The organism is Liquorilactobacillus mali KCTC 3596 = DSM 20444, from assembly GCF_000260415.1.
Classification (GTDB): Bacteria; Bacillota; Bacilli; order Lactobacillales; family Lactobacillaceae; genus Liquorilactobacillus; species Liquorilactobacillus mali.
Genome location: NZ_BACP01000003.1, coordinates 105,420 through 126,022, shown reverse-complemented (window position 1 = coordinate 126,022; position 20,603 = coordinate 105,420). Strand labels below are relative to the sequence as shown.

The 20,603-nt window shown below is 38.4% G+C and carries 18 protein-coding genes and 1 other annotated feature; of the genes, 1 reads left to right on the top strand and 17 read right to left on the bottom strand.

Annotation, left to right across the window (positions count from 1 at the left end; genetic code table 11):
• The coding region (locus GSM_RS01170; protein ID WP_010077688.1) for a methionine ABC transporter ATP-binding protein at positions 1 to 646 on the bottom strand (646 nt) is incomplete at its 3' end.
• Between the two features lie 35 nt (positions 647 to 681).
• Positions 682 to 1,524 (bottom strand): MetQ/NlpA family ABC transporter substrate-binding protein, encoded by an 843-nt coding sequence (locus GSM_RS01165; RefSeq protein WP_003688234.1) that lies wholly within the window; start codon positions 1,522 to 1,524, stop codon positions 682 to 684.
• Positions 1,525 to 1,644: 120 nt separating this feature from the next.
• Positions 1,645 to 1,895, bottom strand: a binding site (T-box leader).
• A gap of 687 nt (positions 1,896 to 2,582) precedes the next feature.
• On the opposite strand from GSM_RS01165, the gene GSM_RS01160 reads away from it, so the two are divergent.
• Complete coding sequence (locus tag GSM_RS01160) at positions 2,583 to 3,707, top strand: alpha-hydroxy-acid oxidizing protein (RefSeq protein ID WP_003688236.1); 1,125 nt, start codon at positions 2,583 to 2,585, stop codon at positions 3,705 to 3,707.
• A 312-nt stretch (positions 3,708 to 4,019) separates the two neighbouring features.
• Here GSM_RS01160 and alaS read toward each other — a convergent pair whose 3' ends face one another.
• From alaS to GSM_RS01085, 15 genes are all read right to left on the bottom strand, one after another.
• Complete coding sequence (alaS, locus tag GSM_RS01155) at positions 4,020 to 6,662, bottom strand: alanine--tRNA ligase (protein WP_010077687.1); 2,643 nt, start codon at positions 6,660 to 6,662, stop codon at positions 4,020 to 4,022.
• Positions 6,663 to 6,939: 277 nt separating this feature from the next.
• Positions 6,940 to 8,280, bottom strand: a complete 1,341-nt coding sequence (locus GSM_RS01150) for a DEAD/DEAH box helicase (protein WP_003688250.1) — start codon at positions 8,278 to 8,280, stop codon at positions 6,940 to 6,942.
• A complete protein-coding gene (locus GSM_RS01145) occupies positions 8,280 to 9,230 on the bottom strand; it encodes a DHH family phosphoesterase (RefSeq protein WP_003688252.1) in 951 nt (316 codons plus the stop codon). Before GSM_RS01145 ends, GSM_RS01150 begins: the two co-directional genes overlap by 1 nt.
• 11 nt (positions 9,231 to 9,241) lie before the next feature.
• A complete protein-coding gene (locus GSM_RS01140) occupies positions 9,242 to 9,925 on the bottom strand; it encodes a metal-dependent hydrolase (protein ID WP_003688255.1) in 684 nt (227 codons plus the stop codon).
• Positions 9,926 to 9,999: 74 nt separating this feature from the next.
• The gene (gene dinB / locus GSM_RS01135; RefSeq protein WP_003688257.1) at positions 10,000 to 11,085 is read right to left on the bottom strand and encodes a DNA polymerase IV; all 1,086 of its coding nucleotides are present in this window, start codon (positions 11,083 to 11,085) and stop codon (positions 10,000 to 10,002) included.
• A 325-nt stretch (positions 11,086 to 11,410) separates the two neighbouring features.
• Entirely contained in the window at positions 11,411 to 12,865 is a 1,455-nt protein-coding gene (gene zwf, locus GSM_RS01130; protein WP_003688260.1) for a glucose-6-phosphate dehydrogenase, read from the bottom strand.
• A gap of 102 nt (positions 12,866 to 12,967) precedes the next feature.
• Positions 12,968 to 13,726, bottom strand: a complete 759-nt coding sequence (fabI, locus tag GSM_RS01125; RefSeq protein WP_003688261.1) for an enoyl-ACP reductase FabI — start codon at positions 13,724 to 13,726, stop codon at positions 12,968 to 12,970.
• 21 nt (positions 13,727 to 13,747) lie between these two features.
• Positions 13,748 to 14,536 carry an acetyl-CoA carboxylase carboxyltransferase subunit alpha gene (accA, locus tag GSM_RS01120; RefSeq protein WP_003688263.1) on the bottom strand — a complete coding sequence of 263 codons (789 nt, stop codon included), beginning with the start codon at positions 14,534 to 14,536 and terminating at the stop codon, positions 13,748 to 13,750.
• Entirely contained in the window at positions 14,529 to 15,386 is an 858-nt protein-coding gene (gene accD / locus GSM_RS01115) for an acetyl-CoA carboxylase, carboxyltransferase subunit beta (protein WP_003688266.1), read from the bottom strand. The genes accA and accD overlap by 8 nt, the downstream gene beginning before the upstream one ends.
• A gap of 3 nt (positions 15,387 to 15,389) precedes the next feature.
• The gene (gene accC / locus GSM_RS01110; protein ID WP_003688268.1) at positions 15,390 to 16,754 is read right to left on the bottom strand and encodes an acetyl-CoA carboxylase biotin carboxylase subunit; all 1,365 of its coding nucleotides are present in this window, start codon (positions 16,752 to 16,754) and stop codon (positions 15,390 to 15,392) included.
• A 14-nt stretch (positions 16,755 to 16,768) separates the two neighbouring features.
• Entirely contained in the window at positions 16,769 to 17,194 is a 426-nt protein-coding gene (gene fabZ, locus GSM_RS01105; protein WP_003688271.1) for a 3-hydroxyacyl-ACP dehydratase FabZ, read from the bottom strand.
• A gap of 2 nt (positions 17,195 to 17,196) precedes the next feature.
• Entirely contained in the window at positions 17,197 to 17,658 is a 462-nt protein-coding gene (gene accB / locus GSM_RS01100) for an acetyl-CoA carboxylase biotin carboxyl carrier protein (RefSeq protein ID WP_003688272.1), read from the bottom strand.
• A gap of 2 nt (positions 17,659 to 17,660) precedes the next feature.
• Positions 17,661 to 18,896, bottom strand: a complete 1,236-nt coding sequence (gene fabF / locus GSM_RS01095; RefSeq protein ID WP_003688273.1) for a beta-ketoacyl-ACP synthase II — start codon at positions 18,894 to 18,896, stop codon at positions 17,661 to 17,663.
• Between the two features lie 11 nt (positions 18,897 to 18,907).
• Complete coding sequence (gene fabG, locus GSM_RS01090; protein WP_010077685.1) at positions 18,908 to 19,639, bottom strand: 3-oxoacyl-[acyl-carrier-protein] reductase; 732 nt, start codon at positions 19,637 to 19,639, stop codon at positions 18,908 to 18,910.
• A 12-nt stretch (positions 19,640 to 19,651) separates the two neighbouring features.
• Positions 19,652 to 20,590 carry an ACP S-malonyltransferase gene (locus tag GSM_RS01085; RefSeq protein WP_003688286.1) on the bottom strand — a complete coding sequence of 313 codons (939 nt, stop codon included), beginning with the start codon at positions 20,588 to 20,590 and terminating at the stop codon, positions 19,652 to 19,654.
• Between the last annotated feature and the right edge of the window lie 13 nt (positions 20,591 to 20,603).

Below are 20,603 nucleotides of genomic sequence, written 5' to 3'. Positions count from 1 at the left end.
CAGCATCCATCTCATGGGTAATTAAAACGACTGTTAATCCCAATTTTTCATTAATTTCTTTTAACAAATCAAGAATTTGAATTGTATTTTTGGGATCAAGTGCTGAAGTGCCTTCATCTGAAATCAGAATATCCGGATCGTTTGCCAATGATCTTGCGATAGCAACTCGTTGCTGTTGTCCCCCTGAAAGCTGTGCGGGATATACATCTGCTTTATCACTCAAACCAACAAGATCCAATAATTTATTTGCCTTTTCCAAAATATGTTTTTCTTTCAAATTACTGTGCTTCAATGCAAAAGCAACATTTTGTATTACAGTTTGTTCATTAAGCAGATTGAAGTGTTGAAAAATCATTCCTATTTTTCGTCTTCTTGCACGCAACTTTTTATTACTGATAATCTTCTCACCAGAAACATCTTTCTTATACAAGATCTCACCGTTTACTTCGACCTTTCCAGAAGTAGGACGCTGTAACAAGTTGATTACCCGAACTAAGGTTGACTTACCTGCACCTGAATAGCCCACAATTCCATATATATCTCCCTTTTCAACATGCAGAGTCACATCCTTTACGGCATCAACTTTCTCATTTTTTTGCGTGAACGTAACATTTACTTTTTCTAATCTAATCGCTTCAACAGCCATATACTCTTAGCCTCCTGCCTATGAACAAATTGTACTTATTTTAATTTAATATCCCATGCAGCAATTTCAGCTGTACCATATTGAGCCTTGATTGCTTTCTTTACCTCTGCTGTTTGGAAAGATTTAACAACTTCTTTGTACTCCTTGTTGTTCTTGTCTTTCTTATTTGCTGCAATAACATTAATCCATTGTTCTGAGTCCTTATTAACTGGTTCTACATAAATTGCAGATTTGTAATCAATTTTTGCCGCCTGTGCATAGTTGGTATTGATAACTGCTGCAGTTACATCTGATAATGAACGTGCTGTCTGACTAGCATCTAATTCTTTGATTTGCAAATTTTTTGGGTTCTTAGCAATTGTCTTAATTGTTGCCAAGTCAGTATCATTCTTTAAGGTGATCAAACCTGCATTCTTTAAGAGATACAAAGCTCTTGACTCATTTGTTGCATCGTTAGGTACTGCAATTGTTGCACCATCTGGAATATCTTTAACACTTTTTACCTTATTAGAATATAAACGAATTGGTGTAATGAACGTTTTACCGATTGCTACGATATTCGTTTTGTTAGCTTTGTTCCATGCATTTAAGAATGCATAATGTTGGAAAGCATTGAGATCAACATCACCATTTGTCAAAGCCTTGTTAGGTTGTGAGTAATCAGTAAACTTCTTGAATTTCAAAGTAATATTGTATTTTGACTTAGCCGTTTTAGCAACTGTCTTCCAAATTGCATCATCTTGTTTAACACCTGACATGATTCCAATAGTGACTGTCTTACTAGAGGCTTTCTTTTGTCCCCCACCAAAACTAAAATACCCCGCGATAATAATTATAATTGCTACGATTGCCCAAATAATAATATTTTTCTTTTTCATAATTGAATACACTCCTCATTTTTTACACTTTTTTATTATGCAGTCTTTCTTCACTTTTTTGCTTTCTGTTTTCTATCCCCCACAGTAATTTTTTAATCGAAATAAAAAAACTCGTCCTATAAAAAGGACGAGCTAGTCGTGGTACCACCTTAGTTTGTGATAATAGATTATCACCTCAGCGAACCGCTGCACAGCCTCTAGAAAACTATACAACAATCCTGCAATTGTAACGTCTGCAACCACGTCAACGGCTCAACACTCACCGTCACCATTCCGAGTCCATCTTCCAAAATATCTTGTTTCACTTCTTCACACCAACCAGAAGCTCTCTTAGAAACTCAATTCTGTACTCTACTCTTCAAGATGTTTTCATTCGATTATTAACACTATAGGTATCATTCTAATCGAATCTTTATTTTTGTCAAGAAAAAAATTAAAAAAACTAGCCACTTGCTCTTTTACAATTTTTTACCCTTAGAATCCAGCATAAAATAATTACCGTTTTCATCTTTATTTCATTAATTCAATACTCACAAAACTCATTATTCTTATTTTAAAGATTTATTTGACATTTTTTTTTATATAATATAAGCTCATGATAAATTAGTAATTTTAATATTTTAGACGCAAATGGAAAGAGTAGACCGTTCTAGTAAATTCAAGCGACTGTCGTATAGTGTGAGGACAGATTAAACGAACTCTTGAAGATGAATCCGGAGTCATATTGAGAGTGCAAGCTCAAAATACGTTGAGATACGTTATAATCTCGGGCATTTTTGTGTCTTGAGGTAGTATATTTATTTTATTACGAATATGGGTGGTACCACGGTAGAACGTCCCTTGCATAAGCAAGGGGCGTTTTTATGTCTTACTAGAATCTATCCAGAGAGATTATGGATGTTAATACTTAGTTTGCAAAACATACATAACGATTGAATATGCATCACTTGAACTCTATAGTCTTGCCATTTATTTTCATTTTTAGGTGTCTTATCTTTATTAAGTACATCATCTTCAATAATACAATTACTAATTAAAATCAAAAAGGAGTTGTCAATATGTCATACAATACAAGCTCAGTCGAAAAAGAACTTGAGATTATTAATATTCCAGATTTAGAAAGAGAATTCGAAAAGTCAATGGCAGCTGCTGCACATGAAAAAGAAGCTGACTTTATTGTTGGTGGTGCCGGTGCTGAGCATACACTTCATCATAATATCAGTGATTTTGACAACTGGGAAATTGTCCCAAGTGTTATACATGGACTTGATGAAAGTAAAGGTAATACCACCTCAGAAATTCTGGGCATAAAATTAAAGACCCCAATTATTGTTTCACCAAGTGCTGCACATGGTCTGGTACACTCTTCAGCTGAATCAGGAACACTCAAAGGCACTTTTAATGCTGGTAGTTTAATGACCATTTCAACTTTCAGTAATCAGCTACTCAAAACAATTCATGGATCAACTCCAGCGGCTCCTTGGTTTTATCAATTCAGTTTTGACCAGAATCAACATCTGAACGACTTTTTGCTAAATGAAGCTGTTCAACAAGGTGCGAAAGCTATTGTTGTCGGTGTTTTTGGAGCAAGTTTTGGCCGTCGTGAACGTGATATTCGTAATCATTTTGATTTTGATCCTGATTTACCTTTCCGTCAGCTTGCCGCATTTCCCGAATATCCCACCGGACTTGATATTTTAAAAGTCAACAACCGTAAACGAGATATCAACCCAGATGAAATCGCTAAGATCAAAAAGCAAACTGGTTTACCTGTTTTAATTAAAGGAATCCAATCTGGTGAAGATGCAATTCGTGCAATCGAAAATGGAGCAGATGGCATCTGGATTTCAAATACGGGAGGTCGTCAGCTGGATGGAATTCGTTCAACCATCAAGGCTCTTCCAGAAATCGCCGAGGCAGTAAACAAGCGTGTTCCTATCATATTTGATAGTGGTATTAGACGTGGTCAACAAGTCTTCAAAGCTCTTGCACTTGGAGCTGATCTAGTAGCAATTGGTCGTGCACCTCTTTATGGGCTTCATTTTGGTGGTTCTAAAGGAGTAACCTCGGTTTTAGAACAACTTCGTACTGAACTACTAAATACAATGCTTCTTGCTGGGGTAACTAATATCAAGAAACTTAAGAATAACACTCGCTTAGAGTATGCTTATCCAGGAATTTAATTTTTTATCAAACACTTAAGACTGAACCAAAAGTTAAATTATATCGGCCTATGTCACCTCTCTTCAAAATCGTGGTAATTCATGTAATATACAAATAAAAGGACTATCCAGGAGCTGTCTTCAAAGTCGGAAAAACTTCTGAAGACACACATCACTGTGAAAGTCCTTTTTATTATAAACAGAAAATTAACAACTTCCTGCTATTTTCATCTAAAATCTCAACGACGCAATGTATTTTTAGCAATCAAACTTGGTAGCGGATTTAAGATCAATAATTCAAGAAAAATAAAACCTGCAGCAAACTTGCTTTTTCTACTTTAATAAATATTTTTTTGCTGCTTCCAAAGCCTTGCTAATTCCCTCTGGCTTCTTCCCACCGGCTTGGGCCATATCAGGTCGTCCGCCACCGCCACCGCCTACGAGAGGTGAGATCGATTTGATCAAGTCACCCGCTTTTACACCTGCTTTAATAGCGACTGGAGAAGTTGCAACAATCAAGTTGACTTTATTTTCAGCAGTAGCCGTTGCCAAGACGAGAACATCGGAAATATTCTTTTCTTTCCATTGGTCCGCTAACTGACGTAATTGATCCATCCCTGACACCTTAACTTGCGACGCAATCAGTGTCAGATCACCAATTTTTTCACTTCTATTAAAGATATCAGCTGCCTGTTGGTTTGCAAACTTAGCCTCTAAAGAACTTTTTTGCTGCTCTAAGTCTTTGATTTCAGATTGTAGAGCTTCAACTTTTCGTTGAACTTCCTTAATCTGTGTTACCTTCAATTGGTTAGCAACATCTTGTAACAAGTTGCCTTTTTCCTCTAGAAATTCAAAAGCTTCTCTTGAAGTTACAGCTTCAATCCGGCGAACCCCTGCACCAACACCAGATTCAGCAACTATTTTGAATAGTCCAAGTTCACCGGTATTAACAGCATGATTACCTCCACAAAATTCCATTGAGTAATCACCAATTTTTACGACACGAACTACATCACCATATTTCTCAGAGAATAGTGCGATCGCCCCCATCTTTTTGGCCGATTCTATGTCCGTTTCAACTGTATTGACTTCGAGGTTAGCCCAAATCTTTTCATTAACAATCTGTTCGACCTTGTGTAAATCTTCAGGAGTCACAGAACCAAGATTTGTAAAATCAAAACGTAAATAAGTTGGTTCGACCAAAGAACCAGCCTGGTGAGTGTGTTCTCCTAAAACATCGCGCAATGCCTGATCCAACAGATGAGTTGCCGTATGGTTCTTGCGTACCTTGTTATGGAACATCTCATCAACAACCAACTTGTAACCTTGATTGATCGTTAGTGGACTGAGAACTTCGACTGTATGCATGTTTTGCCCATTTGGCGCATGTTGTACATTTGTGACTTTCGCAACCACATTACCAGCTTTATCCATGATTACGCCTTGATCTGCAACTTGACCACCCATTTCAGCATAAAAAGGCGTTTCACTGAAAATCAAATCAGCGGTCCCTGCAGAAACATTATCAACTAATTGATTATCAACAATAATGTCCTTCAGTGTTCCTACAGTAACCAGTTTCTCGTAGCCGACATACTTGCTTTCCGTCTTAATATCCGTCAAAAGTCCGTTTTGAACACCCATTGATTTAGCATTACTACGAGCAGCACGTGCACGTTCCTTTTGTTGCTTCATCTGTTCATCAAACTCAGCCTCATCAACTGTAAAATTCTGTTCTTGCACGTATTCAGTCGTTAATTCAAATGGAAAACCATAAGTATCATAGAGTTTAAAAGCGAGCTTACCCGAGAGTTTGTTTGAACCCTTTTCTTTTGCATCAGCAATCATCTCATTCAATAACTGTAGACCATCTTTCAGTGTTTCATTAAAACGATCTTCTTCCATTCTCACTACCTTAGCAATGTACTCAGATTGCTCAAGAACTTCTGGATAATGCGATTTCATAATCTGCCCAACAATCGGTACCAAAAGATAGAGAAATGCTTTATCAATTCCAAGTTTCTGTCCATGCATTACTGCTCGTCTGATCAATCTTCTGATAACGTAGCCGCGACCTTCATTTGAAGGCAAAGCACCATCGCCAATAGCAAAAGTTACGGCACGAATATGATCGGCAACAACCTTAAATGAGACATCCGTTGCAGGAGAATCACCATATTTTACGCCATTCCCTAATTCTTCAGCCTTCTTAATCAATGGTAAAAATAAATCTGTTTCAAAATTAGTGCGTGCATTCTGGAAAACAGAAACAACACGCTCTAACCCCATACCCGTATCAATATTCTTATGTGGTAATGGTTCGTACGTGCCATCTGGTTTATGATTGAACTCAGAGAAAACGATGTTCCAGATTTCAAGGTAGCGTTCATTTTCACCCCCAGGATAGCTTTCCGGATCGTCTTCCGAAAGATTATTAAATTTCTGTCCACGATCATAGAAGATTTCTGAATCAGGTCCACTAGGTCCTTCACCAATATCCCAAAAATTATCTTCAACTTCATAAATATGGTCCTTGGGAAGCTTAACTTCTTCCAACCAAATACGTTTTGCTTCAGTATCCTTTGGATAAACAGTAACATATAACTTGTCTGGATCCATCCCAAACCATTTTGGACTAGTCAACAATTCCCAAGCCCATGTAATTGCTTCTTCCTTAAAATAATCTCCAACCGAAAAATTGCCAAGCATTTCAAACAAAGTATGATGTCTAGCAGTATGTCCAACATTTTCAATATCATTTGTACGAATACTCTTTTGCGAACTGGTAATTCTTGGATTGTCTGGTACTACAGAACCATCGAAGAACTTCTTCATTGTAGCAACACCAGAGTTAATCCATAGTAAGGTGGGATCATCATGTGGTACAAGCGGTGCACTCTGCATTACCTCATGTCCCTTACTCTTAAAGAAATCTAAATACATTTGTCGAATTTGTGCACTTGATAATTGCTTCATTTCTTCCCTTTCCTTTCAAAAAAACAATAAAAACACCGTTGCTAGTAAGGACGCTTCTTAGCGCGGTACCACCTTACTTGCAACGATGTTTGTCGTTTACCTCTTTAGACTCGATAACGTTGAGCTAACGTAACTATATACTGAACATACCCATCAGGGAGCATCCAAACTACTAGCTGGGTTCTTCCACCTAAAACAAACCCTCTCTAAAAACTAAAATAATTATGAATATATCCTGAAACATTAAAAGTATAGCCAATCTGTGAAAAAAAGTCAATTAGTGTTTCTTACGCTCATTACGCGTTTCTTGTCTTCTGTTAATCTTACGGTCCTGCTGCTCTTGTCGTTTAATTGCGCGCTTGATCTTATTTTTATATCCTGGTTTTCTCTTCTTCTTTTCTTTCTTAACCATTCCAACAAGTTTGCCATCAAGTCGTTCCCTCTTAACATGACGTTTTTCACGACGATCTCGATCGTAGGAATCAACAATCTCATCATTCTTAATTGCTTTGGGTTTGAATTTTATACCCATCTCTTCGAGTTCAGCAATCTTTTCATCATCACTCGGAGCGTACAAGGTAATCGCGATTCCACTCATCCCATTTCGTCCGGTTCTTCCGACACGATGAATAAAGAATTCAAGATCATCAGGGAGATCATCATTAATAATATGTGATACCCCTTCAATATCAATTCCACGCGATGCAAGATCAGTTGCAACAACATACTGATAATCAAGTTTTTGTACGTCTCTCATCACACGTTTTCTCTCACGCGGTTCGATTCCGCCATGAATCTTAGCTACCTTTAAACCTTGGGCTCTTAAATAATCAGTTAATTCATCGGCTCTTGTTTTAGTGTTGGTGAAAATCAATGCCAGATAAGGTTGTCCCATCGTCAACAACTTGTAGATCAAGCCATTACGATCCCGACCTTTCGTCGACAATAACCAATTATCGATTGTTGGGCTGATTATGTTTTTGTTTTCGACAACTTCTACAACGGGCGACTGCATATATTTTTTCAAGAATGGCTTTAATTTTTCCGGAATAGTTGCTGAAAAGACCAGCATCTGTAAATCATTGGGCAGTGTTGAAGCAATTGCATCGACTTCTTTTAAGAAGCCTAAATCAAGTGTCATATCAGCTTCATCCACTACAAGAAAATGTGCCTTATGGATGTCTAACGCACCATTTTTTACCAAATCAAGTACGCGTCCTGGTGTTCCAATTACAATTTGCGGCTGACGGTGCTTCAACTTGTCGATCTGCCGTTGTTTATCAGTCCCACCGACATAATTGGCTGCAGTTAGCTCTTGTGCGGGATATTCTTCTACAATTTGTCTTGCTGCTTCATATATCTGATAAGCCAGTTCACGACTTGGTGTCGTAATTACAGCCTGAACTTCTTCAACAGAGGGATCAATTGCATTAATAATTGGTAACAAAAAAGTATGTGTTTTCCCGCTCCCCGTTTGCGATTGGCCTACAACACTTCTACCATCTTTGATTACTGGTATTAAACGTTGCTGGACCTCTGTTGGGGTATCAAAATTTATTTTTTTCAAGGCTTTATTGATATAGTCATTAAAACCAAATTGTTCAAATGTTTCCTTCATTAATCTTCTCCTGTGTAACTTGCTGCAATTGCATCAAGCTTCTTTATATAATCAGGAATTTGCTGGTCATCATGCATAAATGCTCCGCTCGCAAGCGGGTGACCGCCACCACCATATTCTTTTGCTAATTCGTTGATAACAGGTGCCTTAGAACGAATCCGCAGTCTGAATGAGCCATCCTTTTGCTGCACAAATATCGTCCAACACTTTACACCAACGACTTTACCAATCAACGGAACGATTGGTGCAGTACTTGCATCCTTCAAATTGAACTGTTTCATAACTTCACTAGTCAAAATAATATAAGCGGCTCCGTTTTCAGTAAATTCCATATGTTCATAAACATAAGCTGCTAATCTGGCAACAGGTAGTTCAATACTATCAAGTCTACGATTGATCTGTGCGGCATCAAAATCGTGCTCAATCAATTGGGCAGCAACATTTAGAGTATGCGCAGTTGTTGCTTCATACATAAACCGTCCGGTATCACCAATTATTCCTGCATAGAGCATCCTTGCCGCGTCATCTGGAATCACCAAGTCATTCACATTTGCAAAATCGACAATAATTTCTGAACAACTTGAAGCATCCGTCTTAACCCAGCAAGGTTCCCCATAAGGATCCTCATTAGGATGATGGTCAATCTTGACTAAAGCTTTCCCATTTAAATAACGCTGGTCGTCAACTCTTGGTTGATTTGCAGTATCAGTAACAATTACCAATGCATCTCGGTATAGCTCGTCAGCAACCTCTTCCGGTTCAGCAATCCATGCCAAGCCATGGACTTTTTCTCCAACCTGATAAATCTTCTTTTGTGGAAAGTTTGCTCTTAAAATAGCTGCCAAACCACATTGTGATCCATATGCATCTGGGTCAGGTCTTTGATGCCGATGAATAATAATCGTATCAAATTCCTTGATTTTTGCTAATATTTTCTGTTCTACTGCCATTCTAATTCTCCTTAAATTTCAAAACTTTCGCCAATCGAAACAGAGATTCCAACACCGTCTTCTAATTGCTCAAGATATGCTATTGGATCCTGCTTAATGGCGGGAAATGTATTGAAATGAATTGGTAAAACATGCTTTGCTTGTACAAAATCAGCAGCAATCACAGCATCCTCGATTCCCATCGTGAAATGATCACCAATTGGGAGGAAGGCTAGGTCTACACCCTTGCCATGATTAATCAGCTTCATATCCGAAAATAATGCTGTATCACCAGCATCATATAAAACTTTACCATCTATGTGCATCTCAAAGCCTGCAGCAACCCCTAATGTCCGCGGAATTGAACCTTCAATTGGAAGTGCAGCAGTATGCCAAGCAGGTACTAACTTTAATTTTCCAAAATTAGTCTGATAAGATCCGCCAAAATTCAATCCCTCTGCCGCAACTCCTTGCTCATTCAAATAACTTGCTAAGTCTGTGATTGCAATCACCTTGGCATTAGTCTTTTTAGCAATCTCAATGGTATCGCCAACATGATCATAGTGTGCATGTGTGACTAGAATATAATCAGGATGACAATCGGTAACTTTCAAGTCTGTTAAGTTGTTTCCAGTAATAAAAGGATCAATTAAAATGTTTGTTTTGTCTGCTGTAACTATTTCAATAATAGAATGCCCATGCCATACAATCTGCATACATTATTTCCCCTTATCAAAAAATATTTTAATACCTCTAGTATACCGATAAAATAAGATAAATACAAAGCGAGTCACCTTTGCCATAATGGTAATTCAATATTCTCAAACTGAAGTGATGCTAAGTTTGTCATCGTCAGACCCAATAGGCGAACATCAATTTTACTTTGAACCTCGTCGAACAGTTGTAATGCATGAAAAACAAGGGTCTCTTGATTATTTTGATAAAAATTATCCAGTGTCCGCCTCTTAGTGACCGTTTCAAAATTACTATTTCGAACTTTTATTACGATCGTCTTACCATGCAGTTGGCGTTTAATTAGTTGACCAATTAGGAGACCTGCCAAATAATTAAACATTTCTTCAACTTCGGTAGTGCTCTTTAATGCTTGAGCAAAGGTTCTTTCATTGCCCATTGACTTTCGCTCTCTCTTCCACTCAACTGGGCGTTCATCTATTCCACGTACATGTTGATAAAATATTTCACCCATCTTGCCAAAACTAGCAATTAATTCAAGTTCGCTTTTTTTCAACAAATCCAAACCAGTATTAATATTCAACTCGTGCATCTTTTCAGCTGTCTTGACTCCAACACCACGAAACTTTTCAATTGGTAGAGGTGCTAAAAAGGACAATATATCTTCTTCTCGAATTAAAGTTGTTCCAATAGGTTTGTGATAATCCGAGGCCATTTTTGCAAGAAATTTATTGTGCGAAATACCCGTGGATGATGTTAATCCCGTCTTTGAAAATATCTCTTGCTGCAGCATTCTTGCAATAATCAAAGGACTATGAATTTCCTTTTTGTTTTGTGTTACATCAAGATAGGCTTCATCAAATGCAATAGGCTCAATTATATCCGTATATTCATGAAATATCTCATGAATTTGAGCCGAAACTGCTCGGTATTTTTTAAAATTAGGTGTTACAAATACAGCATCAGGACATAATTCCATTGCCTTTTGTGCACTCATTGCCGAATGTATACCCTTGCTTCGTGCAATATAATTAGCAGTTGCAACAACGCCTTTTCCACCCGTATGTCTTGGATTTTTGGCAATAACAACAGCTTTTTCTTTGATTTTGGGATTATCTCTCATCTCAATAGATGCATAAAAGGCATCCATATCAACATGAATTATTTTTCGCTTCTCAGCCATAAATCAAGCCTGCTTTCCTTCATCATCTCACTATAAAATAATACAGGAACAGACGTTCGATTTCAAATAAAAGAATGTATCATCCAATATTCGCTTCTTGCACACTTAAAATTAAATTTCAACTCAAATTTTCAAAAAATCAAAAAGGAACCGAATCATGGTTTTGATTCAGTTCCCTTATCGGTTTCGTATAAACGTACTCCATAAGCTGAAATTCACTTGCCAACTTCCAATTATACACAACGAAAAATGTGCTGTATTCATAAATAGATATTAGCATTCAAAGTTTTCATTGCAACACTATCTCATACTCTTCTTAACCTTTTCATTCACCGGTAAATACCCAATGATTTCCATCATGTTCTAATAAAACTTCCGACTCTTTTGGCCCCATCGAACCGCATTCATATTCTGATAATTTTCCATTACCAGCATCCCAAGCTTCCCGAATAGAATCAACGAATTTCCATGCAAAAGCAACTTCTTCCCAATGAGCAAAGTTAGTTGCATCTCCAAGTAATGCATCCAATAATAGCTTTTCATACGCTTCTGGAACGACCTCATGCTCATTGTTAAGTTGTAGATTCATCCGGCTAGGTTCTAAATCAAAGCCTTGACCAATCTTTTTAATATTAGTCTGCAAGAAAACCTGCCCCTCTGGTTCAACATTGATCGTCAAAATATTTCGTCCAAGTTTTTTGGAATCAAAGAAGCTTGTCTCCATTTCTTTGAAGGAAATATCAATTCTGGTTGTCTTCCGAGTAAGCCTCTTACCAGTTCTAATGTAAATAGGAACACCCGAGAAATTTTCATTGTTGACAAATAGCTTACCAGCAACGAATGTTTCCGTGGTCGAATCATCGGCAATTTCATTTTCTTGTAAATATCCAACTCGTCCATCACTGGCAATATACTGAGCTCTCACAAAGTTCTCAGCAACCTTTGCTGGAGAATACTTCTTTAGTGACTTAAGAGCATATATCTTTTCACGTCGAATATCGGACTCTGAGTAAGATGCAGGCATATTCATCGTGAGCAAAGAAACAATTTGAAGAATATGGTTTTGCACCATATCCCTTAATGCTCCTGCAGTTTCGTAATATCCGGCACGTTCTTCGACACCTAAAGCCTCACTCAGTGTAATTTGAATGTTATCAATATAACGGTTATTCCACACAGCCCTGAATAAATTATTGCTAAAACGAAGTGCCATTATATTCTGAATCATTTCCTTACCTAAATAATGATCTATTCTAAAGAATGATTCTTCAGGAAAATACTTGCTAATTGAATCATTTAACTCTTTTGCAGACTCAAAATCACGTCCAAATGGTTTTTCAACTATTACGCGATTATATCCTTCATCTGTCACAATGTTCTGTGATTTCAGGTGCTTTGCAATTGTTCCAAAAAAACGTGGCGACATTGCCAAATAAAATAAGCGATTGCCCTTAATTTGATACTTCGAATCAAGTTTTTCTGCTAACTTACGTAAGGTCACATAATGTTCCGTATCATTAACATTGTGTGATTGATAATAGAAATGCCCTGCAAATTCATCTATTTGATCCCGCGGTGCACCATCATTTATAATCGAGTCTTTGACAACTTCTTGTAAATGTTCATCAGTCCATGGTCGTCTAGCAGTACCAATCACTGCAAAGTTATCCTTTAATATTCCTTTTTTATATAATTGAAAAAGAGAAGGATAGAGCTTGCGTTTGGCAAGATCACCTGTTCCACCAAAAATAATAAAGAGCGCCTTTTGTTCCGTTTCCATAATAGCTAGCACCGCTTTCATCTATACTTGTTGAATTCTCTTATTAGTGTACTTGCATTTTTTTGATAAAACAAGTGTTCAGCAACTTTTTAGATTAGTAAACTAAATGAGATGTACTCCCTTATCAACATAAATAATGTCTCCAACTACGCCCGTTGAAAGGTCACTAACCAAAAATGCTGCGGCCCCTCCAACTTCATTAGTAGTTACGGATTTTCCGTCAACAGTTCTTTCTTCGGAAATACGTAACAAATCACCATGATCCTTTACCCCTGTAACAGCAAGTGTCTTGATTGCACCTGCTGAAATTGCGTTGACACGAACACCGTACTTAGCCATATCACGTGCAAGATAACGTACATTAGCTTCAAGAGCTGCCTTGGCAACACCCATCACATTATAATTAGGAATAGCACGTTCTGAACCAAAGTATGTCAATGTAACAATACTTGCAGGGTCATTAAGGATTTCAATTCCATATTTTGCTACAGCAATCAATGAAAATGCCGAAATATCTTGTGCGAGTGCATAACCTTCACGACTGGAATTCATGATATCGCCAGCAAGTTCATCCTTGTTTGCGTATGCAATGGCGTGAACAATTCCATCGATTTTACCAAATTTCTCTTTGATTGCCGCAAAAGCACTCTTGATACTATCATCACTTGAAACATCACACTCAACCAAGCGTTCTTCATCCGGTACAAGTCGCAAAATGCTCTTCTTAAGACGTGCATTTTGATATGTAAATATCAATTCTGCTCCATTATCAAGCATTGCCTGAGCACATCCCCACGCAATGCTGCGTTTGTTTGCTACTCCCATTATTAATATTTTTTTCCCACTAAGTAACTTTTCCAATTTTATGCCTCCACTCACCATCTAAAATTTTCTAAATCTCTTATATCTTCTCATAAGCAATTCATCTGACGACAATTTTACTAGTTCTTTCATTTCTTGTTCAATTGTTTTCTTAATGGCCCGACACACTCTTTTGTGTGAATGAGACTCTGGAATGATACCCTCAATAACTTTTTGTGCCAACAGTTTTTCAGGAGTAAGTTGCATAACTTCTGCAGCCTCATCGGCACGTTTACTGTCTTTCCATAAAATTGCAGCAAATCCTTCCGGAGACAACACTGAATACATGCTATTTTCGACCATCCATACTGAATCTCCACAGGCTAATGCAAGAGCACCACCACTGCCACCTTCACCATAAATCACTGAAACGATTGGCACTTTTACATCACTAATTTCTAACAAGTTACGTGCAAGTGCCTCACCCTGACCATTTTCTTCAGCTGATTTTCCAGGATATGCACCGGCTGTATTCACAAAAATAAAAACAGTTCGTCCAAATTTCTCAGCTTGTTTTATTAAGCGTAACGCCTTGCGGTATCCCGATGGTTGAGGACAACCAAAATGTGTCAGCATTCGCTCCTGCGCACTTTCACCTTTGTTGGTTGAAATAACTGTAACAGGTTTACCGGCCAACGTGGCGATTCCACCGACAATTGCCGCATCATCACCTGAAAGACGATCGCCATGTAATTCAAAGAAATCCTCAAAAATACCATTGATTAACTCATATGCAGACATTTTTTCCTGATTGCGTGCACCTGCAACTATTTGTGCGGCAGTCTTTTTCCTGTCCAAGATATTAACCATCAACCAATCCCCCTTTAGTGTGGGAACCTAGTAACCATTCTAATTTTTGCTTCAAGTCTTTTCTTTGGACAATTGCATCAATAAATCCTCGTTCCAAAACCGTTTCTGCATCCTGCAGGTTATTTGGAACTTTCTGATGAATTGTCTGCTCAATTACCCTTTTTCCAGCAAATCCAATCAAAGCCCTAGGCTCAGACAAAATTATATCACCTTGCATCGCAAAACTAGCAGTTACACCACCAGTCGTTGGATCAGTCAACACAGTAATATAAAACAGGCCTGCCTTAGAATGCTGCTTCACAGCAGCAGAAATCTTCGCCATTTGCATCAATGAAAGAATTCCTTCCTGCATCCTTGCACCACCTGAAGCAGTAAATAAGACAACAGGTAACCTCTTTTCCAATGCATATTCAAACAGACGCGTGATTTTCTCACCAGTAACAGTTCCCATAGAACCCATTATAAAGTTAGGATCCATAATTCCCAGTGCAAACTCTTCTGCTTGAATTTTTGCAATTCCTGTCAAGATAGAATCATTTAGTCCCGTATTTTTGCGACTTTTTTCTAGCTTTTTATCGTAATCAGGGAAATTCAGCGGATCAGTAGTTTTCATATCCGCATCGAGTTCCTCAAAATCATCAACCAGCCAAGCGACTCTTTCTCTTGCTGTAATTCTAAAACCATATTCACAATTCGGGCAGACTTGAAATATTCCAAGATCTTTGTGATATAAGGACTGGTGACACTTAGGGCATGCTATCCATAATCCAGAAGGAACACGTTCATTGGCCTTTTTATCCGCCTTGATATGCTTCTGACCCAGTGTTTTTAATTCATTGAACAGTTGCATAGGCTACATGCCCTCCTTCCATACAGTCATAAACTCTTTCTCCAAATATTCCGTTGTAAATTGGTTTTGCACAAAGCTTTTATCTGACAACACTGCCAAGTGAAATTGCTGGTTTGTCTTAATTCCATCTAGAACCAATTCATTTAGCAAACGTTTCATCTTAGCGATTGCTTCATTTCGATCTTTACCATGTGCAATAACTTTGGCTATCATTGAATCATAAAAGGGAGAAATCATTGCCCCAGCATAAAGTGCAGAGTCAATTCTCATTCCAAGATTTCCAACTGGAAAATACAAATACGTAACTTTACCAACTGAAGGTGCAAATCCATTTGCTGGATCCTCAGCATTAATACGGCATTCAATCGCATGTCCAAGACACTTAATATCACTCTGTTCAAATGGCAACTTTTCTCCAGCAGCAACCTGTAATTGAACTTTAACCAAGTCTACACCCGTCACCATCTCAGTCACAGTATGTTCAACCTGGATACGTGTGTTCATTTCCATAAAGTAAAAGTTATGATCTTTGTCCATTAAGTATTCCAAGGTACCCGTATTGATATAATCAATCGCATTGGCAGCTTTAATCGAGATTTCTCCCAAAAACTGTCTTTGCTCTGCAGAAACCAAATCGCAGGGGCTCTCTTCGATCATCTTTTGCTTATTTCTCTGCAATGAACAGTCTCTTTCTGGAAAGAACACTGCGTTGCCATGTTGATCACGGAAAATCTGAACCTCAATATGCTTAACATTTTCCATAATCTTCTCCAAGTACATCCGATTATCGCCAAATGATCCAAGAGCCTCTTGTTGTGCTTCTACAAAGGCCTTGCCAAGTTCACCAGGGCTCGCAACTCGTCTAATTCCCTTACCGCCGCCACCTGCTGCTGCCTTTAACATCACAGGATATCCGACCTTTGAAGCAACTTCTTGGGCTTCTTCTACATTGGATATAAAACCTTCACTACCTGGAATAACCGGAACTCCACTTAGTCTCATCTGTTCACGTGCATTCGCCTTATTGCCCATCAAATCAATTGTCTCGGATTTTGGTCCAATAAACACGATGCCACAAGCCTCACACATTTCAACAAATTTACTATTTTCCGATAAGAAACCAAAGCCTGGATGAATTGCCTCGGCCCCAGTTCCCACAGCGGCGCTCAAAATATTTTTCATATTCAAATATGAATTTTGAGCCTTTGCGGTTCCAACACAAACTGCTTCATCCGCCAATTGAACATGCAAACTTTCACGATCAACATCTGAATAAATCGCAACCGATTTTATTCCCATTTCCTTCAATGAACGAATTATTCGTACCGCTATTTCACCACGGTTAGCAACCAAGACTTTTTTAAACATCAAATCACCTTACCTTAACCAATCATAAAAGTCAGCTCAGCCGAACAGACTTTTTGACCGTCAACCGTTGCTATTGCCTTGCCAAGACCGACATTATTTCGAATCTTGTCCAGCGTCACTTTAAGAATCATCGTGTCTCCAGGACGAACCACTTTTCTGAACTTAGCATTCTTGATTCCTCCAAAATAAGCTGTCTTCCCCTTGAATTCAGGTAATGACAACAGAGCAACCGCTCCAGTTTGTGCAAGAGCTTCGACAATTAATACTCCCGGCATAACCGGATTTCCAGGAAAATGACCATTAAAAACTTCTTCGTGCGCTGTAACATTTCTTCGTGCTGTTGCAGATTCGCCAGGAACCAGTTCGTCAACACGATCAATTAAAAGCATTGGGTAGCGATGCGGAATAATCTTCTGAATCTCAGTAATATCTAGTACCATTTTTAATTCTCCTCGATTCTAAAAAGTGGTTGTCCAAATTCAACAAGTTCTTCATTCTTAACAAGAACTTCTTTAACAATTCCAGTGACATCACTCTTTATTTCTGTCATCATCTTCATTGCCTCAATGACACAAACAACATCACCTTTTTTGACTGCTGAACCCACCTTGACAAAAGTTGGTTTTGAAGGCTCTGGTTGCAAATAAACACTCCCAACCATAGGAGCATCAATTGTTAATCCTGGGGTTGGAACTGTCGTATTTTGAGATATCTGCTTGGAATCTTTCTCTGCTTTTTTAGATTCTTGTTGAGGTTTTGCATTGGTTTGTAACTGCTGAACCATCTGTGTAGATAGTTCATTCTTGCTTAATTTCAGTTTTAAGCCTTCTGTTTCAATCTCTAGTTCACGCATTGGTGAATCATTAAAATCAGATATTAGTTTTTGTATTTCGATAAAATCCAAACTTACTCACTCCATTTTCTAAATGCCAAAACAGCATTATGGCCGCCAAAACCTAGTGAATTACTGATTGCATATTCAAGTTCTGGTGCCTCTTGTTGATTTTTAGTAACCACGTTAACATGGCATTCGGGATCTTGCGTCTTCATTCCAACATTCACTGGTAATTGGCCTTTTTCAAGTGCTGCCAAAGTTATTACTGCTTCAAGTGCTCCTGCGGCTCCTAACAGATGTCCTGTCATACTCTTAGTACTACTTACCTTGACCTTGCTGTCTTCACCAAAGACGCGATTAATTGCAACAGATTCTCCTACATCATTTGCATGCGTTGCAGTCCCGTGAGCATTAATATAGCCAACATCATCAGGTGTGACACCTGCCTCAGTAATTGCTTGTTGCATTGCTCTAGCTGCTCCTTCACCGGTTGGATCCGGAGAAGTCATATGAAAGGCATCACATGTACTTCCATAACCAACAACCTCGCCATAAATCTTAGCTCCGCGTGCCTGTGCATGTTCCAAACTCTCTAACACTAAGGTAGCTGCTCCTTCACCCATCACAAAACCAGAACGATCAACATCAAAAGGAATTGAGACACGTGTTGGGTCCGTTTCTTTTGACAGTGCTGTTAGCGCAGCAAAACCAGCAATTCCGATTTCATTAACTGAAGCTTCGGAACCACCTGCCAGCATTACCTTTGCACGACCCTCACGAATCTGTCGAAATGCTTCACCAATTGCGTTTGTTCCAGAAGAACATGCAGTCACAATGGCAGTACAAATATTCTTAGCCTTAAAACGCAATGCGATATTACCAGCTGCCATATTGACGATTGCCGTCGGAACAAAAAGTGGTGACACTCTTTGTGGACCCTTCTCATTCATTTTGGTTACCTGTTCTTGAATAGTGGTCAATCCACCAATACCAGAGCCATAGATAACACCCATGTCAAATGAATCAGTATTTGTCTCATCAATTCCAGCTTGCTCAACTGCAGCAACAGCACTATCAACAGCGTATTGAGAAAACAAGTCCATTCGCTTAGAAGGTTTTTTGCCAACTCTCAATGTAGGGTCAAAACCCTTTACCTCGGCAGCAATTGTTATTCCTGTCTCAGATGCATCAAACTTTGTAATTTTATCAAATCCGATTTTGCCAGAAAAAATATTTGCAATAAATGTTTCAACGTCATTTCCAACAGGTGTCACTGCACCCATACCTGTGATTACAACTCTACTCATCAAACAACCTCCTAAATAGTCATTCCACCGTCAACTGTAATTACTTGACCAGTTACGTATTCGTTTTGTGCAAGGAAAACAGCTGTTTGCGCAATTTCCTGTGTTTCCCCAAAACGTCCCAATGGAATTTCTGTTAAAACCTGATCTTTCACTTTTTGGTCTAAAACACTTGTCATATCACTCTTGATCATTCCAGGAGCAATCGCGTTACATCTGATATGTCTGACTGCACCTTCACGAGCAATTGTTTTTGTCAGGCCAATAATTGCTGCTTTACTAGCTGCATAATTTGCTTGTCCCATATTGCCATGCAAACCAACTACACTAGCCATGTTGATAATTACACCACTACGCTTGCGCAACATTTTTCTGAAAAGTGGTTGTGTTAAGTTGAATGTACCCATCAGATTAGTTTCGATAACACTGCGGAAATCTTCTTGTTTCATACCAATCAATAATTTGTCATTTGTAATTCCAGCATTATTAATCAAGACATCTAGTTGTTCATTTTCTTGAAAAATTTCTTCTTGCATTCGTTTAACATCGTCAAGCTTCGAAACATCGCCCAACACGATCTGATATTCGCTACCTAAATCATTTATCTCAGAAAGCAGTTCTTCCGGAATAGCTTTTCTTGCATTCAAAATAACCTTGCTGCCCTCTTTGGCAAAAGCCAATGCAGTTGCAGCTCCAATTCCGCGAGAGCTTCCAGTAATAAACACTGTTTTTCCTTTTAAATTCATTTTATTAACCTCTTAATCATGATTTGCTGTAACAAACTTAGTATAGGTTGCAATATTTTCGATATTAAAATTATTAATTTTTCTATCAATTTGCTTAGTGAATTTGCATAAAGTCTTGCCTGGTCCAAGTTCCACAACCGTATCAATACCATTTGTTGCAATCATATTTTGCAAGCACTCGCCAAAATGCGTAGGCAAGATAACTTGCTGTGCAAGTACTTGTTTAATATTATCGGCAGTAAACTGCTCACCAGTAGTGTTACTGTAAACTGGAACAGTTAATTTGTGGATCGTAACATCTGCCAAACGTCTTTCCATTTGAAAGCTTGTCTTTTGAAAAAGCGGGGTATGAAACGCCCCGCTAACATTCAATGGAATGACTTTCTTTATATTTTTCTCTCTAAATAAATCAAGTGCACGCTCTACCGCTTTTTTATGACCGCCAATCACAACTTGACTTGGTGAATTATAGTTTGCAAACGTAACAACTTCATCAGAAGTACTTGCCTGTTCGCATATTCCAGCAATGATATCATGCTCAGTCTTTATTACAGCAAGCATTGCGCCGTCTGTTTCATCGGCATCTGCCTGCATATAGGCCGCGCGATCTTTCAAAACATTGAACCCTTCTGCAACATCAAAAGCACCAGATGCAATTAGTGCAGAATATTCTCCAAGACTCAAACCAAGCATTCCCCGAACATCCAAATTTGGCAAATCTCTTTGCACCATACGATATATTCCGAGGCTCATTGCTACGATTGCTGGTTGAACAAACTTGGTCTGTGCCAGTTGATCATCTTGATTCTTAAAAACTGTAGGTAAATCAATTCCGATACTTGAACTTACTTCATCAATCAATGAACGAAAAAGCTCATCGTTTTGATAAAAATCCAGTCCCATCTCAGAATATTGTGCTCCTTGACCACTAAATAAAAAGCCAATTCTCATAATCGAATCTCCA